The sequence below is a fragment of the Paenibacillus sp. FSL H7-0331 genome (assembly GCF_001956045.1).
This window is the reverse complement of the sequence record NZ_MRTH01000013.1, coordinates 135,394-154,817: the sequence shown is the minus strand read 5'-3', so window position 1 is coordinate 154,817 and position 19,424 is coordinate 135,394. Positions and strand designations below refer to the sequence as shown.

The 19,424-nt window shown below is 44.9% G+C and carries 17 protein-coding genes; all 17 read right to left on the bottom strand.

What is annotated here, in order from left to right; all coding sequences use genetic code 11:
• Nucleotides 1–13: 13 nt before the first annotated feature.
• The 17 genes from BK127_RS20450 to BK127_RS20370 all read right to left on the bottom strand — a co-directional run bounded on the left by BK127_RS20450 (nucleotide 14) and on the right by BK127_RS20370 (nucleotide 19,337).
• Nucleotides 14–865 carry a DMT family transporter gene (locus tag BK127_RS20450; RefSeq protein ID WP_076233364.1) on the bottom strand — a complete coding sequence of 284 codons (852 nt, stop codon included), beginning with the start codon at nucleotides 863–865 and terminating at the stop codon, nucleotides 14–16.
• Nucleotides 866–1,663, bottom strand: coding sequence for an alpha/beta fold hydrolase (locus tag BK127_RS20445; RefSeq protein ID WP_076233363.1), 798 nt, complete (start codon nucleotides 1,661–1,663; stop codon nucleotides 866–868).
• Nucleotides 1,664–1,863: 200 nt separating this feature from the next.
• Nucleotides 1,864–2,937 carry an ABC transporter substrate-binding protein gene (locus tag BK127_RS20440; RefSeq protein ID WP_076233362.1) on the bottom strand — a complete coding sequence of 358 codons (1,074 nt, stop codon included), beginning with the start codon at nucleotides 2,935–2,937 and terminating at the stop codon, nucleotides 1,864–1,866.
• 52 nt (nucleotides 2,938–2,989) lie between these two features.
• Complete coding sequence (locus BK127_RS20435; protein ID WP_076233361.1) at nucleotides 2,990–3,979, bottom strand: ABC transporter permease; 990 nt, start codon at nucleotides 3,977–3,979, stop codon at nucleotides 2,990–2,992.
• Entirely contained in the window at nucleotides 3,976–5,490 is a 1,515-nt protein-coding gene (locus BK127_RS20430; RefSeq protein ID WP_076233429.1) for a sugar ABC transporter ATP-binding protein, read from the bottom strand. Before BK127_RS20430 ends, BK127_RS20435 begins: the two co-directional genes overlap by 4 nt.
• A gap of 347 nt (nucleotides 5,491–5,837) precedes the next feature.
• Nucleotides 5,838–6,842, bottom strand: a complete 1,005-nt coding sequence (locus BK127_RS20425; protein ID WP_256711384.1) for a substrate-binding domain-containing protein — start codon at nucleotides 6,840–6,842, stop codon at nucleotides 5,838–5,840.
• 7 nt (nucleotides 6,843–6,849) lie between these two features.
• Complete coding sequence (locus BK127_RS20420) at nucleotides 6,850–8,619, bottom strand: sensor histidine kinase (protein WP_076233360.1); 1,770 nt, start codon at nucleotides 8,617–8,619, stop codon at nucleotides 6,850–6,852.
• Between the two features lie 19 nt (nucleotides 8,620–8,638).
• Entirely contained in the window at nucleotides 8,639–10,246 is a 1,608-nt protein-coding gene (locus BK127_RS20415; RefSeq protein WP_076233359.1) for a response regulator transcription factor, read from the bottom strand.
• A 182-nt stretch (nucleotides 10,247–10,428) separates the two neighbouring features.
• Nucleotides 10,429–11,403 carry an S-layer homology domain-containing protein gene (locus BK127_RS20410; protein ID WP_256711383.1) on the bottom strand — a complete coding sequence of 325 codons (975 nt, stop codon included), beginning with the start codon at nucleotides 11,401–11,403 and terminating at the stop codon, nucleotides 10,429–10,431.
• Between the two features lie 226 nt (nucleotides 11,404–11,629).
• Nucleotides 11,630–12,349, bottom strand: a complete 720-nt coding sequence (locus BK127_RS20405; protein WP_076233357.1) for a ThuA domain-containing protein — start codon at nucleotides 12,347–12,349, stop codon at nucleotides 11,630–11,632.
• Between the two features lie 23 nt (nucleotides 12,350–12,372).
• Complete coding sequence (locus tag BK127_RS20400; protein ID WP_076233356.1) at nucleotides 12,373–13,440, bottom strand: Gfo/Idh/MocA family protein; 1,068 nt, start codon at nucleotides 13,438–13,440, stop codon at nucleotides 12,373–12,375.
• 18 nt (nucleotides 13,441–13,458) lie between these two features.
• Complete coding sequence (locus BK127_RS20395) at nucleotides 13,459–14,484, bottom strand: LacI family DNA-binding transcriptional regulator (RefSeq protein ID WP_076233355.1); 1,026 nt, start codon at nucleotides 14,482–14,484, stop codon at nucleotides 13,459–13,461.
• Between the two features lie 29 nt (nucleotides 14,485–14,513).
• On the bottom strand, nucleotides 14,514–15,068 hold the full coding sequence (locus BK127_RS20390; RefSeq protein WP_076233354.1) for an HAD family hydrolase: 555 nt from the start codon (nucleotides 15,066–15,068) through the stop codon (nucleotides 14,514–14,516).
• The gene (locus BK127_RS20385; protein WP_076233353.1) at nucleotides 15,049–16,077 is read right to left on the bottom strand and encodes an ABC transporter ATP-binding protein; all 1,029 of its coding nucleotides are present in this window, start codon (nucleotides 16,075–16,077) and stop codon (nucleotides 15,049–15,051) included. Before BK127_RS20385 ends, BK127_RS20390 begins: the two co-directional genes overlap by 20 nt.
• Before the next feature lie 2 nt (nucleotides 16,078–16,079).
• Nucleotides 16,080–17,141: an ABC transporter ATP-binding protein gene (locus BK127_RS20380; protein WP_076233352.1), complete on the bottom strand. Its 1,062-nt coding sequence runs from the start codon at nucleotides 17,139–17,141 to the stop codon at nucleotides 16,080–16,082.
• A 50-nt stretch (nucleotides 17,142–17,191) separates the two neighbouring features.
• Nucleotides 17,192–18,337, bottom strand: coding sequence for an ABC transporter permease (locus tag BK127_RS20375; RefSeq protein WP_083689434.1), 1,146 nt, complete (start codon nucleotides 18,335–18,337; stop codon nucleotides 17,192–17,194).
• Nucleotide 18,338: 1 nt separating this feature from the next.
• A complete protein-coding gene (locus tag BK127_RS20370) occupies nucleotides 18,339–19,337 on the bottom strand; it encodes an ABC transporter permease (protein WP_076233351.1) in 999 nt (332 codons plus the stop codon).
• Nucleotides 19,338–19,424: the final 87 nt, after the last annotated feature.

The following is a 19,424-nucleotide window of genomic DNA, read 5'->3' as shown; positions in this document are numbered from 1 at the left end:
GGAGCCTGTTCCATTATAAGAATCCCAGGCCGATAACGCCTGCGGTTATAAGTAAAGAACCGATAATACGACTACGACCCTGCGGCTCATTCAATAGCAGCAGGCCGAACAAGGTGCCAAATACGGTTCCGATTTCCCGCATTGGCGCCAACTGGGATGCTGGTGCCAATGTTAGCGCATACAGAAAAAGCATGTAACCGCCAGGCGCCAAAATTCCGCCGATTATAATGGTACGATAGTTCAGCTTCCATTCAGCAGCAATGCCTTTTGAACGGATGACCGCTAGCGTTAATGCCAATAAGTTGGCGATATTCGTAGCTTCATTTAGCACAATAGGCGGAATCGACGACTCGATGGCGATTTTGTCCACAACGATATAACCACTGACACAGATCCCGACTGCACCCGCCAGCAGTAGGGTATGATGGGTATGAGCGGGCTGACGAAACAACGCCCTGCCCCCACTCACCCAAACAATTCCAGCTATAATAGCCAGAATACAAACCCAACCGAGGCTGGACATCGTTTCACCCAGCAGAAGCACAGCGACAAGCGGGACGATAATCGGACTGATTCCCCTCATGATTGGATAAGCCTGGGACAGATCACCAATCTGATACGTTCGGGCAAGCAAAAATAAATACAGTCCGTGTATGAACATGGAGCCTGCCAACAATCCCATGCTTTTTAAAGTAAAAGCAAAGCTCCCCCACTCATACCAGGCTCCAGGTAGAAAGACTATAGTTCCTACCCAATGCGCCAGCCATAAAAAGACAGACTTATTAACGCTTTTCTTGGCAAACAGGTTCCAGACGGCGTGCAGCATCCCTGAGAGCAATACGAGCAATAAGGCAATAACATGCACTTAGTAAACCGTAGCTAGAAACGATTCGATAGCTTCCATCAATGTTTCCGGCGCCTCCAGCATACTCATATGACCTGAAGTTTCGATCAATCGCTGTGTAATTTGGCTTCCACTAACCGTAAACGTCCGTTCAACCGGAATAATTTGATCGTGCGCACCTGCAACCAGCAGTACTGGAACCTTCGTGCTGGATAGTACATCGTTGCGATCAGGCCGTGATCTCATTCCCTGAAGTGTACGGATTGCAGCCTGTGGATCCGTGTTATTGCCGATCTGGATCGTTCTGGCGACTGCCTCCGGCATCGATTGAAGATGATCTGGAGCAAACAGCTTCGGAACCAGTCCCTCAATAAAAGCTGACAGACCTTGTTCTTCTATCGTAGCGATGCCTTTCAATCGTCCTTCTTTTCCCGCATCCGTATCCGGGAAGCCCGTGGAATGAATCAACCCGAACCCGGACAGCATTTCAGGGTACCGTTCAGCGAAAGCGAGCGCTATATAACCTCCCAAGGAGTGACCAAATACAATTGCCGGTCCTGAATCAAGTCCCTTAAGCAGCTGTGCCAGATCACCTGCGAAGGCTTCCATTGAATATTCGCCAGCAGGCGCTCCCGATTGCCCGTGTCCTCGCAAATCCGGCAGTACCCAGCGATAACCATTAGGCAGCAGTGGAAGCAGCTCATCCCAATAGGCAGAGCTTCCGCAAAAACCATGCAGCAGCACAACCGTTTTGCCTGTGCCTTGTTCCTTATAGGAGAACTTGCCTCCACCATCCACCGCAATAAATTTGTTTTCCATTCTTATTTCCCCTTCCCCAGCTATACGTTATATTATACGGCACTCTTCTGAATATTATCTATATAACGATACCCTACTTTCCTGTTCATTAAACAAGAACTATGGATGAATAAAGAACTGCAGAAGCAGCAAAAGGCCGCCGCAGCAGCCTTTTACGTCTATTTTAAAAATAAAGTTTAGCTTGTGACTTTCCTTGGTTTTTAGTCGTAAAGAACCGCTTTGATATCAGGTGAATCAACATTGGTTTTATCATACCAGAAGAAGCCGGTATCGATATTTTTCTCGACCTTTTCTCCTTTTACAGCTTTAACTGCGGCTTTCACTGACTCATAGCCAATTCCAATCGGATTTTGCGTGATAGCTCCTGCCATTTTGCCGCTCTTGATGGCATCAATTTGCTGCTTGCCTGAATCGTAGCCAATGACAATAATTTTATCCTTTTTCAATTCGGTGACGCCGTTCAGAACACCAATCGCTGATCCTTCATTGGAACCAAAGATCCCTTTAATGTTGGGATGCGCTTGAATGATGGCTTTGGTAAGGTCGGTAGATTTCAATTGATCGCCGCCGCCATATTGGATATCGACAATTTTGATGTTTGGATATTTATTTTTGATTTGATTCACAAAACCGTCACGGCGATCAATACCTGTACGGCTTGTTTGGTCATGTACGACAACGGCGACTTCACCTTCATTATTAATAAGTCCTGCCATTTTATCCGCTGCAAGACTAGCTGCTGCGATATTATTCGTAGCTGCCGTAGCTACTGGAATGTCGCTGTCTACACCGGAGTCAAATCCAACGACCGGAATTTTGCCTGCCTTGGCTTTTTCCAATAAAGGAACAGCCGCTTTGCTATCCAATGCTGCAAATGCGATAGCACTCGGTTTTTTGCCCAACGCTGCAGTAAGCATCTCGATTTGTTTATCCACCTGTGCTTCAGTTTCTGGACCTTCGAAGGTGATCGTCACATCTAATTCCCTGGCTGCTTTCTCAGCACCAATCTTAACTGCTTGCCAAAACTGATGCTGAAAGCCTTTGGAGATCACGGGAATGTACATTTTCTCGGCCTTTTTCGCTTCAGGAGCAGCGGCTGGTGCAGCCGCTGGAGCTGGAGTTGGAGTTGGAGCTGGAGTTGGAGCTGGAGTTGCCGATTTGGCAGCCTCCTGTGGTTGAGTAACTGCCGGCTTGGCAGTTTCACCACAAGCAGCTAAGACAATGGTAAACATTAACATAAACACCAGAGCGAACAGGTTTTTTGTGCTTTTCAATTCAATCTCCCCTTGCCTTATTATTATAGAACTCCCGATGGGAGGAACTACCTTATTTTTTGCGGCGGCGGAGAATATCCGCATATACGGCAAGGATAACAACCAGTCCGACGATCACGGTTTGCCATTCCTGCTTGACTGAGAGGATACGCAAACCATTGGTTAGTACACTCATAATTAAAGCGCCGATGACCGTTCCGAGAATCGAACCTTTGCCACCGCTTAACGAGGTTCCACCAATCACAACCGCTGCAATCGCTTCAAGCTCATAGCCTTGACCCAGCGCAGGCTGCGCAGAATTCAATCGTGAGGCAATCATAATTCCGGCTATGCCGCTGAATACGCCTGTTAATGTATATATGGCTATTTTCCAAAAATTCACGTTGACACCAGACAGTCGAGTCGCCTCTTCATTGCTGCCTAACGCAAAGTTATAACGCCCGATAATCGTTTTTGTTAATATGATGCTGGCTATGATCGCAGCTCCCAGAAAAATGATAATCGCATTCGGAATCTCGAGACCGGGGATGATCGAGTTGATCACAGACCCCATTGAAATTTTTCCGAATCCTGGTGTGTCATTGAAATAAATCGGCTTCGCTCCCGATATGACAAGTGACAGTCCTTTGGTGATCATCATCATCGCTAATGTTGCAATAAAAGGAGGAATGTTCATCTTGGCCACGGCAAGGCCGCTGATCAACCCGCAGAGTGCGCCGGTCGCAATACCACCCGCAATGCCCAAGGGCATCGGCAGCTGCCACAGCGTGATCATCACGCCTGCCATCACTGCGGAAAAGGTCATCACCGTTCCGACCGCTAAATCAATGCCACCGGTAATGATGACAAACGTTGATCCCAGGGCGAGCACGCCTATGACAGCGGTTGACAGCATAATGCCTACAAGATTATCGAATTGAAAGAAGTTGCTCGATGAAAGCGAGAAAATAACCACAAGTAAAATCAGGCTGGCAAAGGCCAACAATTTTTGTGTCGCACCGGTTTGAAAAGCGGTTGTTTTTGGAATGAGTAAGGTTTTCAAGCGATTACGCCTCCTGATCGATTTGTCGCCAGCATCATGATCTTTTCCTGTGTAGCCTCTTTATTGCTTAATTCGCCTGTAATTCGACCTTCACACATCACCATAATCCGGTGACTCATAAGCAGTATTTCCGGTAATTCCGAGGAGATCATCATGATCGATTTTCCTTGCGACGCGAGGTCATTAAGCAGCTTGTAGATCTCACTTTTGGCGCCAATATCGATACCTCGTGTCGGCTCATCAAAGATCAGAATCTCACAATCCCGCGTCAGCCATTTGGCTATAACAACCTTCTGTTGATTCCCGCCCGACAGAAATTTCACTTCCTGATTCATACTCGGTGTTTTGACTTTCAAGGCTGCTGAATATTGCTCTGCTACTGCAAGTGTTTGCGCTTTATTCATCCATCCACCCCAGCTGCTTAACTTCTTGTAGGAAGAAATCGCTATATTGGTTTCTACATCCATCCCTACAAGCAGCCCGTATCGTTTACGGTCCTCGGATAAATAGCCCATTCCATAGCCCACGGCATCGTGTGGATTGTTAATTTTCACGGGGTTGCCATGAATGCGGATTTCACCTGAATCACTCGCGTCTGCACCAAAAATGGCTCTCGCTACTTCTGTACGACCTGCACCCATTAATCCTGCGAAGCCGAGAATTTCGCCTTTTTTCAATTGGAAGCTGACATCCCGGATCACATTGCCTCTGTTAAGATGCTTGACCTCCAGGACGACGGGCTGGTTCGATGTTTCCTGCGATTCCGTCGGCTTGCTGTAAATTTCTCGACCTACCATCAGTGAAATAATGTGATCGATCGTCGCGTCTTTAGTTTCCAATGTTTCAATGTAGCGGCTATCTCGCATGATCGTAATCCGGTCGGTTATTCGTTTCAGCTCTTCCATGCGATGCGAAATGTAAACGATCCCAACACCGCTGTTACGAAGCTGGTGAATGATGCTGAACAGATCGTCAATCTCGGTATCTGTCAGAGCAGCCGTTGGTTCATCCATAATTAACACCTCTGATTGAAAAGACAACGCCTTAGCGATTTCAACCATTTGCTGTTTGGCTACCGTAAGATCGGATACTTTAATTCGTGGATCCATTTGCAAATTCATGCGCTGAAACAATTGCTGTGTACGTACATTCAGCTCTTGCTCATCCAAAAACAGGTTCAGCAGCTTCTTCGGTTCACGTCCAATATATATGTTCTGTGCTACCGTCAGGTCCGGCATGAGATTAAGCTCCTGATGAATGATGCTGATCCCTAAATCCTGCGCCATCTTGGGCGTAGTGATTTCAATTTCTTTGCCTTTATAAATAATTCGCCCCGCGTCCTTCGTGTATACTCCGGTTAATACCTTCATCAGCGTGGATTTACCTGCTCCATTTTCTCCGACTAAGGCATGGACCTCCCCACTCGCTAATTCAAAACGGCATTGATTAAGCGCATGAACGCCTGGAAAGTGCTTTTCGATGCCTTCCATAAGCACTAATGCTTCCTTCACCATGATCACCCCTAATCGCTACGTTCATTGAATTAAGCATACAATTGAATAGCGTATTTAATAATGGAGGATCTTCTTGGAAAGGTTGATTATCTTCCACAAATTATCAAATTAATTTTCAAAAAAAAAACCTCTACGGATATGAAATCCAGAGAGGTTGTTTATAAAATATCTTGAAGTGCGGTGAATAAAGAGCGGAGCGGCCAAATAATCCTGGAGAAGCGTCAGCGCTCGCCTTTGTTTCCGTGCTTTTACCGCTAAATCTCTTATAAAATCAAAAATACGGAAACAACAGCGATCGGAAGGATATTTGGCCGCGCAGCGAGTCTTATTCACCGCACTTCTAACTACGGGCTTAAAAAAGGAAACAACAGCTTTTGATTTTCAATCGTATAAATATTTTGCTTATTAATGACCTCAGAGCCTGTATCTATGATGGGGGCGACCTTTTTTCCTTGTAAAGCTTCATAGGCGGTCTTAACTCCCAAATAACCCATGTTAAAAGGCTTCTGAATCACAACAGCCTGTATCACACCTTCTTCAATCCATTTGATCTCATTCGTTGAGCTGTCAAATCCGACAAGCTTAACCTGCTCCTTCAAGCCTAATTCCTTAATAGCCCGAGCCGCGCCAACCGTAGTAATTTCATTCAATCCGGCAATTCCCCCGATATCATCACGAGCGTTTAGCAGCTCTTTGGTAATCTCATAAGCCCTATCCTCCGATCCATTGCTAAAGTAGGTGCCTACAACGGATTTTTGTAAAGCTTCGGAAAGTCCACTTCTCGCGCCCTGTTCTCTTTGAATGGCAGTCGACGTACCCTGCACATGGCTAACAATCGCGATTTGCTTGGACGGATCCACCAGCTTCGACAGTACCTTACCCATTTTACGGCCTGCCGCTATATTATCTGTTGCAATAAAGCTGTTAGCAGCCGTACTGTTAATACCTGAATCCATCATGATTAGCGGAATGCCTTGCTTGCGAATTTTCTCAGCCCACGGTACTAAAGCTTCATAGTCGGAGGCAACAAGTACAACCGCATCAGGCTTCGATTTCAATGCTTCTTTCAGCTTGTGAATTTGACCCTCGACATCAAATTCATTATCAGGTCCCTGTACTTCAACCTGCACATCAAATTCTTTTCTCGCCGCTTCAATTCCTGCTCCTACGGTATTCCAAAATTCAATCTTGGGATCGATCGCTTTCATCATCACGAGAATGTGGGGCTGGTTGCCTCCAGACCTCGCCATATTGACTTTAATTAAAACGAGCACGGTACAAATAAAGATACCAGCAAGAAGGAGAGGGAGCCATCGTATCGAACCAAGCTTCATCTTCAAGTTATCCACCCAGCCCTCACTCCAGTATCGGCAGCCAAATATTGGCCGTCGTGCCTTGCCCCAACTCGCTTTCAAAGGTAATCCCATATTCAGTTCCATAATAGAGCTGAATCCTTTGATTAACATTGCTGACTCCGATCCCGCCACCACCACCGGAATTTTCATTTTTTTCAAACATGCGTTGAATCGTTTCCGGCGACATGCCTATACCTTGGTCAATAACCTGAAGACGGATGCGATGCGCGATGATTTCTCCAGTGATCAGAATCGTGCCAGAGCCCGCCTGATTTTTAATCCCATGATAAATCGAATTTTCTACCAAAGGCTGTAAAATGATTTTGAGCACCTTGTTCGATACTATCTGCGGGTCTACAGCAATCTGAAAATCCAGCTTGTCTTTGTAACGTATTTTTTGAATCGTTAAATAGCTTTTGATATGCTCAATTTCGTTAGCGATCGTAATCAACTCTTGCCCTTTGCTAATGCTCAAACGGAATAGCTTGGCTAAAGCCGACACCATCAATACCACTTCCTCCGACTTCTTGCCTTCTGCCATCCAAATGATCGAGTCCAAAGTGTTATATAAAAAATGCGGATTAATTTGAGCTTGAAGCGCTTTCAATTCACTTTTCCGTTTGAGCTCCTGCTCCGTGACATTTTGAACCATCAGCTCTTTGATCTCCGTGGTCATCCGATTGAACCGCTTGCTCAGCTGTCCTATTTCATTACGGTTTTCAATCGCTACCTGAATATCAAAGTTCCCCTTCTCGACTTCCTTCATTGAAGCCTCCAGGTGCTTAATCGGTCTGGAAATCCGTGAGGACAGAAAAATGGAGATCAAGATCGCTATAGCAATCAGCCCGATTCCCCACATCAATATATAAGTCTGGATTTCTTGCTTGTTCGAAACCAATTCATCCACATAAGTGACACCAACGATTTTCCAGCCCTTCTTGGACTGATTGATCGTATACATACGGCTGTCTTTTCCTTCAGAGGTGGTAAAGCTGCTCGTCGTCGAGGCCATCACTTGTTCAATCTTTTCCTCTTTAAGTTTGCTGTAAATCAGCTGCTGCTGGGGGTGATACACGATATTCCCCTCTTGATCGAGAATAAAGATGTAACCCTTTTTGCCGAGCTCTATTTTATTGCATAAATCATTAATGACACTGTAATTTAAGTCCACTAACAATACGCCCAGCTTATTCCCATCCGCATCACGAAGCTGTCTGCTTAACGAAACGACCCAATTATATTCCTGAATAATATTTTGTACATGAGGGGCCGAGATGACAACATTGCCGTTCCCCTCGATGGCCTTCGTATACCAGCTCTGCTGTGCAGGATCTGCAAAAGGATTGAGCTTCATATGGTTATACGGTACGATTCCTCCATTATGATCGAAAATAAGTATCGAAGAAATATCCTTGCGGGTGTTCAGTACCGAGCTAAGCTGAGAGCTGATCCGTTGCTCCAAAATGAGATTATCATTCGTGCTGGACATCGTTGTATTCATTAAATATTGGCGAATATCCGAGTTGGAAAGCACCATTTGCGATATATTTTCCATGTAATTGATATAGGTTTCGATGTTGGTGTTCACCTGCTCAATTAATTGAGCGGTGTGTTCGCGGGAGCTTTGCTCAGCGGCATTCGTGGATAACGTATAGGTGGTATAAGCAATACAAAGCGTCGTAAACAAAATCAGACAGGAAAAGGCAACCGCCATGGTCGATTGAATGCTTTTATAATGAAAAAAACCAAAACCAAGCAGCCTGATCTTCATTCTCCTGGGTCCCTTCTCTTCAAATTTTGTTACGGTATTCCGTCGTGGTCATCCCTGTCGTTTTTTTAAATATCAAGCTAAAATATTGCGGGTCCGCATACCCGACACGATCAGCAATTTCATAAGTCTTCAGATCGGAATGCTTCAGCATTTCTTTAGCTTTTTCGACTCTGAGCTTGGTTAAATAACCGATGAAGGTTTCACTTTGGTAGCTTTTGAACAGAAGACTGAAATAGCTTTTGCTCATTGATACATGCTTACATACTGCGTCGAGCGATATGAGCTCATCAGCATAATGTTCATGGATATAAGCCTCCGCCTTCATCATCTGGACCCGGACAAAATGATCGCGTTTCTCGGAAATAATCAGGGATACCCTCTGGCAATACGCAGTTAACCACACCTCTACCTCATCCAACGTTTTCAAATGATAAATGTCGGTCAGCGGATTGCTGTCGGTCCTGTATAGGGAATCGTCATGAATACCCAACTCATCCAAGGTATCCATAATCGATATCATGACCTGTTGAATATGAATATAGCAGCGATCCAGCGGCAGATAGGTTTTCTTGAAATTGTGCATCAGTTGACTAATATTAGGCTCCATCTCTTCCATTGTCCCCGATTTGATTCCCGATACAAGCTTCCGCTCCCACACCTTGTTATAAGGTACACGCGTGTGCGCACGCCCCTCAATATCATTAATGCTGATCACACGATTTTTGCCTAACAAAAACCGGTAGTCGAGTGCCGAGGCCGCTCTTTTGTGCGAAAGATGAAGTTGATTCAAGCCTGTACATACATCGCCTACACCAATTGAAATTGTAAATTTCAAAAAGCTTTGAACAGCTGCATTTATTTCCTCAAGCACATGTAAAGCGCTATCATAAAGCAGCTCAGCATCATCACCTGATAAGATCACGATGGTTTTTTCGTTGTTATTCTGAAATACAATTCCTGCGTTATGCTTCGCCATGATTTCTTCACTAATATTGAATACGGCAAAATAAAGCAATTCGCTCTCCGTCTCTGGATAAAATCTCTCAAGCTCGCCATGATCATCTACATCAATAACCGCAACCAGATGATGCATGCCCTCTATAGGAAGCTCCAGATAAGCAAGCTTATCCTTAAGCTCACCCTCCCGCACGATCCCAGAAGTCAGCTGATTCAGAAAGCGTTCACGCGCAAGTGGCAGACTTTCTCGCAGTCTCTCCTTCAGTTTGGTCAAATCGTCCGTCTTGCGTCCCTCTTCATCCATTTCCGCTTTGAGCCGAATCAGAATTTGGCGAATTTCCGCTGCTGTGTTCGGCTTTAAAATATAATCATGCACCTTCAGCTTTAACGCTTGCTGGGCGTATTCAAATTCGTCGTACCCGGTAAGAATGATAACTTTCGTGCGAGGATAATGGTCAAACAAAAAGCGCGACAATTCCAATCCATCTACAAATGGCATATTGATATCGGTTAAAACCACATCCGGTTGAAGCAGCTCCATCGCTTGAATGACCTCACGGCCATTTTCAAAATCGCCCACCACTTCAAAACCAAGCTCATGCCAGTTTAAATGATCTCGGATGCCTTCCCGAACCGTTGCTTCATCATCCGCTACGATAATCTTATACATATCTGCCTCCAGTGATCATGTTGATCATGTGTATCAGTTCAATTCGGGTAGCCTGCTTGTCGTAAAAATAATACCATATAGAGGCTGCAATCGAATACCATATTTTGTAATACACAGCTAACTCAAAAAAACTCCAGGCTCACTATAATAGTGAAGCTGGAGTTTTAAGGATATCCTTATTATTAACTTGGGTTCGGATTCACGGCTGCAGGTGCAGGAGGATCTATTGCGATTGTTGGTGCTGCTTCCCGTTCAGTGACCGGTTTATATTTGGACGAAATATATGTTTCGGCTTTGCCCTCAGTAATGACCTGAGGATACATCATGCCTGGCTTAGGATCACTTACCTGATACTGGATGACTGCCGTACCATCAGGTTGGAAACGAATGCCGCTAATTGTGAAGCCATACCCAGGACTTGGCAAGCTGCGGGTTAATGTGACTTTGCTGACATCCGCATTAACTTGCTCCACCGTCACTTTAACATCGTCCTGTTGCTCGGGTGCTGGCTTAACTGGCTGCATGTAATCAGGCTGGCTTTCCAAAAATTTCACCGTGTTGCCCACCCATACCGCCGCTTCACCACGCGTCATTTCGCGCTTCGGATAAGCCATCCGGCTTTCATCCGCCTTGGCGATACGATACAAGTACAGGCGCTGCAATGTTCCTTGGTATTTAGGGTCAATTTGATCATTATCATCAAACAGAACCATCATCTTGACCATCGGGAAGGTACCCTTTAATTCCAGAGCGGTAACGAGCAGATTCGCGTATTTTTCACGGGTGATGGCTGCATTGGGATCAACATCGTTGGGAATATCCAACCCATTGATCTTGGCATTAATAAAAGCTTCCGCATACCAGGCATCATTCGGAATGTTCGTAAAGAAGTCGCTGGCCTGCGGCTGCTTCACAAAAGAAACTGCGTTCAAATTAATATCGAGTGCCTTTACGATCAGGCTGATACTCTGTGCATAGCTCATCGTACTCCGCGGTGCAAAATGCTCACTGTCCACACCCGTTACGAGTCCTTTATCCTTAAGCATCATAATCGGCTCCTTCTCTGCTGCATTCAAGTCCGAGAAAGCAAACACCGAGCCTGCCGATACCGTACACAACAATGCGGCTGTGGAAACCAAAGTTACGATCTTTTTCATTATATTCATCCTTCCTTGATGTAAGAGTATAAGTTCAACTTCGAAGTTATACCTACAGACGGGACTCTTGTTCAAAAGGTTGCAGCCGGAGTTAAAATGATATACTTAGCGTGCCCATTCATAACGGTGACATTCAGACCTGCATAGAAAAAGCTTCCCTCACCCATAAATGGTGATAGAAGCTCGCTTTTGTCTCATCTTAGCTATAAATACAATAGGATTGCAATTATTTCCTAATCTCCTCTAGCGGCTCATGATGTCCGTAGAACGTCTGCTCTCTTTGAATGGGCGCCGTCCATTTTACAGCATTAGCGATTACACGATGAACGCCCTTGTTGTGATAAGTCGGATACGTCTCATGACCCGGACGGAAATAAAAGATTCTGCCTTGACCACGTCGGTAGGTGCAGCCGCTGCGGAACACTTCTCCTCCGGCAAACCAGCTTACAAAAATGAGTTCATCAGGTACAGGGATGTCAAAATGTTCTCCGTACATTTCCTCCTCGTCCAAATCGATATAAGGGCCAATACCTTCTACAATAGGGTGAGACGGATCAACGACCCATAGCCGCTCCTTCTCATCGGCTTCTCTCCATAAGAGGTCGCAGGATGTGCCCATGAGCTTGCGGAATAGCTTGGAATGATGCCCTGAATGCAATACTATCAGCCCCATACCCTTATGAACACGAGCGCAAATACGATCAACAACTTGATCCTGAAAGCCTTTATGATCCACATGACCCCAATAGATCAGTACATCCGTATTATCGAGCTTATCCTGGGTAAGTCCATGCTCAGGCTCATCAAAGGTTGCATAGGAAAGCTCAAACCCATCCTGCTTGATCCCATCGGCAATAGCTCCATGCATGCCTTTGGGATAGATGTGAGCAACCTCCGGCTTACGCTGCTCCTGGAGAAATTCATTCCATATCGTTACTTTAATCATCGAATTGCCTCCTTTTCATTCGGTTATGGTCGATTTAGGCTTCTGGTTACTCCATCTTTAGCTGAATCTATGATCGCTTGCAGCACTTGCTGATTACGGTATCCATCCATGAATGTCGGGAATAAAGGAGAATTCGCCTGATCCAGATAATCCACAAAATCCTGAAGCATCGGTTTCATTAGCTTCTCATTTAAGTAAATCTTTTTTTCTATCAGCTCCAGGCTTTCGCCTTCTCTAACCGTCAAATGAACCTCGTTAGGCTGTTCGACTGAGATTCTGACCGTGCCCAGATCGCCAAACAAGGTCACATTAAATTGGTTACCGGTTCCAAGAGCATTTTTATGTGTATAAAATGTGCCCATGACTCCACCTTCAAGCACACCCTGGAAGCCTGTAAAATCATCCACGTCGACTGCAGTTGGCTGCCCTGTACGCATATCTATCCGTTGGTCAATAAATGTGCTCATCAGCCCGGACACCTGTGTAAATTCCCCGACAAAAAAACGCGCCGCATCCACCATATGAGAGCCAATATCCGCCAATATACCCGACCCGGCCATCGCTTGATTAAACCGCCATGTATATTCCTTGTTAAACATAGGTGCATTTTCCTCTTGCAGGTAGTGGGCGGCAATATGCCGAATCCGACCTAATGCACCTTGCTCGACCAGCTGCTTAACGTATTGGAAGCAGGGTCTGTATCGGTACGAAAACCCAACCATGCAAGGAATCGGATTGTGCTCATACAATTCCAATAGCTCATCTGCTTCTTCCATCGTTCGTGTGAAGGGCTTTTCTGAAAATATCGGTTTGTTATAGGCAATGGCACATTTTAGAATATCATAATGGAATTTATTGGATACCCCGGATATAACAAAATCAATTTCCGGATCCGCAATGATATCCTCGTACTGAATGTATTTTTTGCCTGCAGACAGTCCCAATCGGCTGCCGACTTGTTCTACAGCCTGTACATTCACATCACAAATAGCTGCAACTCTGGTATCAGGGATTTTGGAGAGATTGTTCATATGATAGTCACCAATGCTTCCAAGCCCAATAATACCGACATTCCACATTTTATCGTTCATATTATCCTCCTAAGGGGTTCAAATCGTTGAACAAGAGTCTCTTTCGATAATTTTGCTGTCGATAATTTTATTTTCCGGAAAATCGCCTTTTAACACGTCCAATTTGTGCATTAATAGTCTGACCGATTGAATCCCAAGCTCCGATGGCTGCAAATCCATACTCGACAAGGAAGGGTTGGATTGCACCATCATCGAAAGATCTCCGCATATGACGAATAGAGAAATATCCTCAGGTACCCTTAAACCCAGATCCTTGATAGCATTCAGCACGCTAAACGCCGTTCGGTCATCATCGGCAATAATGGCCGTTACTTGTTTCTTGAGCTTTCCCAATACACGAATCGTCTCGGCGTATCCATAATCCATGTATTCATTGGACAATATCGCTGGCTTATGGTGAATCATGTGCGGTTCCACTTCGATCTGGTGATCATGCATGGCCTGGATAAATCCCGCTGTTCTTACAATCGATACGGTCATCAGCTCGTTTGCATTCAAAAACATCAGATTGCGATGACCCTTGTCTATTAAATAATTGCATATGCTAGTAATAATTTTCATATTATCGTTATCTACACTTGCAGCATGATCAATATTGGCATTCATCACTTTCCCGACAGTAACAAAGGGAATTTGACCGAGATGCATCAGATCAATCCGCTCATCATCTGTTGTAGGACTCATAACCACAGCGCCATCAATCGGATAGCTCGACAAAAAGGGCGTCTTCACCTTCTGCAAAGGGATCATATCCAGCAGCACTCTATATCCATAATAGGATGCTTCCAATATTACCGCGTTGATGAACTGCGTATGAAAGGCGTTGAAAAAGAAGCTGCCATGCGGTATCGTCAATCCGATAGCCATTGTTTTTTTGGTAACCAAGCTGCGCGCAATATGATTAGGCACGTAATTTAATTTTCTGGAAACACTCATGACCCGCTCTGTGACTTCCTTGCTTGTAGGTCTTTTTTGGCTAAAAACATTCGATACCGTCCCCTTGGACACCTTCGCTAATCTTGCAACATCATCAATTTTGGCCATATCTGATCAACATCTCCTCAGAAATCAATTCAGCCTAATTGTTGATTAAGCTTTTCCACTAGATCAATCAATTCCAGCGGATCACTGATCGTATAATCGGGAATCTCGCTCTCATCCGTATGTAATTTGGGGTATCTCGGTGTCCAGCTCAGAAAAATGCTCGTAATGCCCATTTCATTGGCACCCTTAATATCGCGGCTCAGATTGTTACCTACCATGACAATGCGTGAGCAGTCCTGCTCAGTAAGATCCAAGGCTCCGATCGCGGCTTTAAACATCCGAGAGCTTGGTTTGTACGCTTTAACCGTTTCCGAATATACCATTGTGGCAAAATAGTCGTATAATCCATTGTCCGTCAATATATTTTTGAAGGATTGTGCGTAACCGTCAGCTACGATAGCAAGTGTATAGCCACGTTCGGCCAACGTCTTGACCATCACATCCGCTCCGGGAATGACATTGGCCTGGATGACGATATCGTGATCGTCCCGAATTTCGGTGCCTTCATCAATGATGGTATCTCCGCAATCCAGAAATACAATTAATTTCTTGTGCTCAGAAATATTACTTGTCTTGTGACTCATGGTTTACGCCCCTTAATGTAAATTCGTTAGCATAGTGACATGCAGCATAATGATGGTCACCGACTAGCTGCAGCTCCGGCTCTTGCTGCATACACTTGTCGGTCTTATAAGCACACCTTGGATGAAAGTGACATCCGCTTGGAGGATTGGCTGGATTCGGAACTTCGCCTTCGAGAATAATGCGATCTTTTTTCAAATGTGGATCTGGCTCGGGCACTGCCGATAGAAGTGCCTCGGTATAAGGATGCTTGGGATGGTCAAATAATGAATCTACTGGCGCTAATTCCACGATTTTACCCAAATGCATCACAGCTACCCTGTCAGATATGTTTTGAACGATAGACAAATCGTGTGAGATAAAAATATATGTGATCTGCAGCTGCTGCTGAAGGTCCTTCAATAGATTAATAATTTGAGCTTTGATCGAAACGTCCAAAGCCGATACCGCCTCATCGCAAACAATGAGTCTGGGCTTGGAAACAAGTGCTCTGGCAATCGCAATACGCTGTCTTTGCCCACCGGAAAACGCATGCGGATAACGCTTGAGGTAGCTGACATTTAACCCGGTCTTTTGTGCGATTTCCGTGACTTTCTCATCAACCTCGGCTTTGCTCAGCTTGAAATTGGCAATCAACGGCTCGGAAATAATATCATACACACTCATTCTTGGACTGAGTGAGGAGTACGGGTCTTGAAAAATCATTTGAATATCTTTTCGGTACTTCTTGAACTCCTTACCCTGCAGCCCTAAAAAATTAACCTGCTCTCCGCCCTCAGTATGATAAAGCACCTCGCCTGAGCTTGCATTCATTCCTCTTACGATGCATCGGCCCAAGGTCGTTTTACCACAGCCGGATTCACCCACAATACTTAAGGTTTCTCCCTCCATCAGCTCAAAAGAAACATTGTTTAACACACGAATGTAAGAAGGTTTACTAAATAACTTGGTTTTGGATTTCACTTGAAAATCCTTATTTAGATTATTTACATCCAAGATACGTTTAGACATATTTATTCTCCTTCATTCTTGTCCTTGTACAGAAAGCATCTAACCATATGATTGTCGGATAGCTGGGTTTTGGGTACCGCCTGCACATTGCATACGCCTTCAATTCGGTCCGTGCAGCGATCGTAAAAACCGCACATAGGGGGCAAATTAATAGCCATCGGAACCGTGCCTTCGATTGAATCTAGCCGTTTATTGCGGTCTGTGCCTAATTTGGGCATCGATTTGAGCAGGCCCTTTGTATAAGGGTGCTTCGGATTGTAAAATATTTCATCGACCGTCGATTGCTCCACGATTTTTCCCAAATACATGACCGCTACCTCGTCGCACATTTCTGCAATAATGCCCAGATCATGGGTCACCAGCAAAATCGCCATCCCAAATTCCTTCTGTAGTCCTTTCATAAGCTCCAGCACCTGCGCTTGAATCGTAACATCCAATGCGGTTGTCGGTTCATCCGCGATAAGCAGTTCCGGATTACAGGACAAGGCCATCGAGATCATGGCCCGCTGGCGCATGCCGCCAGAAAATTCATGCGGATATTGATCGAATCGCTTTTCCTGATCTGAAATCCCAACTTTACTTAACATTTCGAGTGCTATTTTCTTGGCTTCTTTTTTATTCTTTGTGCGGTGGATCAATATCGATTCCATGATCTGATTGCCAATCGTGTACATTGGCGAGAATGCTGTCATCGGCTCTTGGAAAATCATTGCAATTTTTCTGCCGCGAATGGAACGGATCTGTTTGCCACGCGGGTCTAACGATAACAGATTCAAATTGTTTAACGTCTTCTCAGAAGTAGAGTGATACACAATCTGGCCTGTGGTTTCACACTCTTTCGGATTGATGCTGATGATGGCTCTACTGGTCAAGCTTTTGCCACAGCCGGATTCGCCCACAAGACCGAGCGTTTTTCCTTTTTTTATTTCGAAGTCGACTCCATCTACGGCTTTCATTTCCCCGTTATCCATTTGAATGCGGATTTTGAGGTCTTGAACGGAGAGAAGGGGTTGTTTAGATTCAGCCTGTGGAGCTATTGAAGCTTGAGAAGCCTGTGATGCCATAATATCCCCTCACTATACTGAAATAGGTAACTGGTTCGAGCTTTTCACGCTTATCTCTTATAAGGGTCCGCCGCATCACGTAATCCGTCACCCAAAAAATTAAAGGTTAAAACGGTGATGATAACAAAGCCCAAAGGTATTAACTTCCACGGATATAAAGCAATATTTTCAATCTGCTGCGCTTCCTGAAGCAGTACTCCCCAGCTCGTTGCGGGTGACCGGATACCAAGTCCAAGAAAGCTCATTGCGGTCTCACCCAGGATCATGCTCGGTATGGCCAAGGTCGTTGCGACCACCAAATAACTGATAAAACCAGGCAACAGATGCTTAAGAATGATTTTGGCATCACTGACGCCAGCTATTTTGGCTGCTAATACATACTCTTCATTTTTCAAGGATATGAACTTGCCTCTGGCAACCCTTGCCAGCTCCGTCCAACCGATAAAAGCGAAGATGATAACGATATAGATATACATCGTGACGACCGGTATGCGTGGCGGAATTGCCGCCGATAGGGCCATCCATAGTGGTAAGGTTGGAAAGGAGCGAATAATTTCGATAACCCGTTGAATGACTGAATCAATCCAGCCACCGAAATATCCCGACACCCCGCCGATTAGCAATCCGAGCACAAAACTAATCGCTACTCCAATAAGAGGGATACTTAATGAAATTTGACTCCCCAGAACGATACGCGACAACAGATCGCGCCCCATCCCATCTGTACCAAATAGAAATAAACGTCCGGGCTCATCTACGCCAAACAAGTGAATATTCGTTGAGAACAGACCCAGAAATTGATAAGTTTCACCCTGTACAAAAAACCGGACTGCATGTCGCACCTTGTCATCCTGCACAAACATTTTACGCAGTGTAACCGGGTCCCTCGCTGACTTTAACTCGCTGACGAAGGGTCGAAATTGAAACTTGCCATCTGCATCTATGAAGCTCACTTTGACAGGAGGTGCATTCACATATTTGCTGTCATAGCTCTGCAAGCCGTACGGCGCTATGAACTGGGCGAAGATGGCGGCCAAATACAACATCGATAAGATAAACAAACTGATTCGAGCTAACTTATGCTTCTTGAGCCTTAGATACATAAGTCGCCATTGTGAGCTGTAGTAGACGTCATTAGCGATGGCGGGTTTGATCGGCGTTATTTTCTGTCTTCCAAATATCGGGATTGTTTTCATATTACATACCTCTGAACTCTGTGCGAATTTTTGGATCCAGCCAAGCCAATAAAATATCGGAAATCAAGGTCCCAATGACCGTCAGTACGGCCATAAACAATAGCCAGGTTCCCGCCAAATACATATCCTGACCTAATAAAGCGTTATACATGACAGGACCCTGAATCGGTAAGTTCAGTACAATAGCCGTTATGGTGGAGCCTGTGAAAATCGAAGTGAGTGACCAGCCAATCGTACTGACGATAGGATTCATCGCGGCACGCGTCGGGTATTTAAGCAGGATTTTGGTTTCCGATAAACCTTTGGATCTGGCAGTCACTACATTCGGCTTATTCAGCTCATCCAGCATTTGACCTCTCATGACACGAATCAGCTCGGCGGTATTAGCCAAACCAATAACAATAACAGGAATAATCATATGCTTCAGCAAGTCAAGAACCTTACCCATGGACCACCCGGCATTCACATAATCGCTTGAAAAAAGTCCCAGCAGCGGATCTCCAAAATACACGTAAGACAGATACATAAGGATGATCGCTAACAGGAAATGGGGAGTTGCCATACCGAGAAAACCTATAGCTGAATATAAATAATCACCTATCGAATATTGCCTCACTGCACAATAAATGCCGATTGGAATCGCTACTGCGTACGTGAACGCCATGGTCACCAGAGAAACGATGATCGTAAGCGCCATGTATTGCTGGATAACCGCCATAACCGGTTTGTTATAGCTAAAGGAATAACCAAAGTCGAAATGCAGGATAATGTTTTTCATCCAGACAAGATACTGTATATACCAGGGCTGATCCAGCTTCAGACTTACTCTCATTTCATCCATATCCTGCTGTGTCATTACATCGCCAGCTACAGCCATTTTGGCGGCATAATTAGATACATAATCACCAGCTGGAAGCTGTATGATGTAGAACACGATAATAGAAATGAAAATCACTACGGGTATGACTAAGATGATTCTTCTTAAAATATATTGGAGCATCTCTGATCCTATCCTCTCCGCTTAATTCGAAGATGCCATTGAAACCAACAAGGGGGAAGCTCACTTCCCCGCAGGTTGATTAACCAT